Annotated in this window: 4 protein-coding genes; 2 read left to right on the plus strand and 2 right to left on the minus strand. The window is 67.8% G+C overall.

Annotation, left to right across the window (positions count from 1 at the left end):
- A partial coding sequence (locus tag PLL68_RS11135) for a GNAT family N-acetyltransferase (protein WP_324534082.1) occupies positions 1 to 583 on the plus strand: 583 nt, incomplete at its 5' end.
- Between the two features lie 6 nt (positions 584 to 589).
- Here the strand turns inward: PLL68_RS11135 and PLL68_RS11140 are convergent.
- Entirely contained in the window at positions 590 to 844 is a 255-nt protein-coding gene (locus PLL68_RS11140; protein ID WP_159898666.1) for an acyl-CoA-binding protein, read from the minus strand.
- A 59-nt stretch (positions 845 to 903) separates the two neighbouring features.
- Positions 904 to 1,938 carry an aspartate-semialdehyde dehydrogenase gene (locus PLL68_RS11145; protein WP_159898664.1) on the minus strand — a complete coding sequence of 345 codons (1,035 nt, stop codon included), beginning with the start codon at positions 1,936 to 1,938 and terminating at the stop codon, positions 904 to 906.
- A gap of 164 nt (positions 1,939 to 2,102) precedes the next feature.
- Here PLL68_RS11145 and PLL68_RS11150 point away from each other — a divergent pair, with 164 nt between their 5' ends.
- Positions 2,103 to 2,717 carry a DUF4230 domain-containing protein gene (locus PLL68_RS11150; protein WP_324534085.1) on the plus strand — a complete coding sequence of 205 codons (615 nt, stop codon included), beginning with the start codon at positions 2,103 to 2,105 and terminating at the stop codon, positions 2,715 to 2,717.
- Positions 2,718 to 2,754: the final 37 nt, after the last annotated feature.

Raw genomic sequence — 2,754 nt, forward strand, 5'->3', positions numbered from 1 at the left:
GGGTGCCGCCACGGTGGGCCAGACGACACCCGAGGGCTCGGTCGCGCAGCGGCTGTTCTTGAACCGGGGGTACCGCCTGGGCCACACCTCGTGGGTGCTGACCCTGCCCGCCGGTGCGGAGATCGAGCAGCGGCCGCTGCCGCCGGGGTACACCCTCGGCCACTGCCCAGACGCACGGCGCGAGCGGGCCGCCTACGAGGTGATCCAGCAGGCGTTCGACGAGTGGGAGGGGCGCGAGCGGGAGAGCTACGCCGACTGGGCGGCGACGACGGTGCGGCGCCCCGGCACCCAGCCGTGGCAGCTGCGGATCGTCGAGCACGAGGGTGAGGTCGTCGGGGCCTCGTTCACGATCCTGGACATGCAGGCCACGGGCTACCTGCACCAGCTCGCGGTGGACCCTCGGCACCGCGGACAGGGACTGGCCCAGGCGATGCTGGCCGACGCCTTCGAGCGGGCCCGCGAGGAGGGCGCGACGCACAGCGAGCTGTCGACCGACTCACGCACGGGCGCGCTCGACCTCTACCGCAAGGTCGGCATGGAGGTCACGCAGACCTGGACGCACCTGGTGACCGACCTGCGCTGAGGTGCCTCAGGCCATGAGCGAGTGCACGAGCGTGACGTACTCGCTGCGTGCCTCCTCGGCGCTCAGGCCCTCCTGCTCGGCCCAGGCGTCGTACTTCGCCCGGCCGACGGGGTTGGTGAAGCCGGGGCGCTTGCCCGTGACGTCACCCTCGGTGGCCTGCTTGTAGAGGGCGTAGAGCTGAAGCTTGACGCTGTTGCCCGGGTCGACCACGAGGGTCTTGACCTGCTCGACTGCGGCGTGGAACTCGTCCTCGGAAGTCATGACGCAACTCTAGGGGTCAACCCCGTGGAGGTCAGGGGTTTCGCGGCTCAGCGGCGTGGTCAGCGACGCTTGAGCAGTTCCTCCGCGACCTGGACCGCATTCAGGGCCGCACCCTTGCGCAGGTTGTCACCGACGACGAACAGGTTCAGGCCCTTGCCCTCGGGGGCGGCCTGGTCGGCGCGCACGCGACCGACGAAGACCTCGTCGCGGCCCGTGGCCATGAGCGGGTTCGGGACGTCGGTGACGATGACGCCGGGCGCCTGGCCGAGAGCCTCGAGGGCCTGCTCGACGCTGATGTCACCGGCGAACTCGGCGTGGATCGCGAGGCTGTGGCCGGAGAACACCGGCACGCGCACGCAGGTGCCCGAGACGCGCAGGTCGGGCACGTGCAGGATCTTGCGCGACTCGTTGCGCAGCTTCTGCTCCTCGTCGGTCTCCAGCGAGCCGTCGTCGACGATCGAGCCGGCCAGCGGCACGACGTTGAACCCGACGCCCACGGCATACACCTGGGGCGCGGGAAGGGTGAGGGCTGACCCGTCGAGCGCGAGCTCCTTGGGGTCGCCTGCGGCGTAGCCGCCACGCAGCTGGCTGTCGAGCTCGGTGAGGCCGACACCGCCGGAGCCGGACACGGCCTGGTAGCTGCTCACGTGCAGTCGCACGAGCCCGGCGAGGTCGTGCAGCGGCTTGAGCACCGGCATCGCGGCCATGGTCGTGCAGTTGGGGTTGGCGACGATGCCCTTGGGGATGACGTCGAGGTCTTCGGGGTTGACCTCGGAGACGACGAGCGGGACGTCGGGGTCCTTGCGCCACGCGCTGGAGTTGTCGATGACGACGGCCCCGGCAGCGGCGACGCGGGGCGCCCACTCCTTCGACGTCGAGCCCCCGTTGGAGAACAGGGCGATGTCGAGGCCGGAGAAGTCCGCGGTCGCGGTGTCCTCGACGGTGATCTCGGTGTCGCCCCACGGCAACGTCGAGCCCGCGGAACGCGCGGACGCGAAGTAGCGGATCTGCTCGACCGGGAAGTTCCGCTCGTGCAGCAGGGTGCGCATGACGTTGCCGACCTGGCCGGTCGCTCCGAAGACTCCAATTCGCATGGGGTCCAGTCTAGAGAGCCGTCCGGATGCCGGTCGCTCCCGCCACCATGCGGGCGGCGCGCTCCCTCGCGAGAACCGAGAACAGGGAACCGCGCGTCTGTGATTGACCGCAAGCAGATACGGTGACGCGACCAACCCCGTTCGATCTGAAGGAACCTGACCTCATGGTGCAACTCGTGACGAGGTGGGCGATTCGCCTTGTGGTCGTCATTGCCGCCGTCGTGGTGGCTTTGGCAGGTTTCACGATGGTGAAGGACAAGGGGCTGCTCTCGCCCTTCGGGATCAACTCCGAGGGCCAGGACACACAGGTGATCCAGGCCGTTCAACGGGTCCAGGAAGTCGCCCTCCTGAAACTCGTCATCCAAGGGATCACCTCGGAGAAGGCTGAGAGGGAGTTGTTCGGCAAGAGCATCCCCGGTACTGGTCAGTCCGTCTTCCTGCAGTACGACTTCAATGCGAAGCTCGGGATCGACGGCGAAGACGTGACTGTCAGCAAGACCGGAGAGCACACGTACCTCGTCACCATCCCAACCTTCATGGTCATCGGCTACGACGACCCGACCTTCAAGGTTGCCACGGAGGATGGCGGCATCTTGAGCTGGGTCACCACGGACATCGACAAGGTCGACATGGTCAACGAGGTCTTCGACGAGGCCGCACAGAAGCAGTACCTCGAGGAGCAGCAGGACCAGCTCGAGGATCAGGCTGAACTCTTCTACTCCAGCCTGATCACCAGCATCGACCCCGAAGCCGTGACGACATTCGAGTTCCAGGACTAGGCAGGGAACAGGTCGGCCGCAGACGGTGGGCCATCGG

Origin of the sequence: Ornithinibacter sp. (assembly GCF_035443565.1) — a bacterium.
Lineage (GTDB): Bacteria > Actinomycetota > Actinomycetes > Actinomycetales > Dermatophilaceae > Fodinibacter.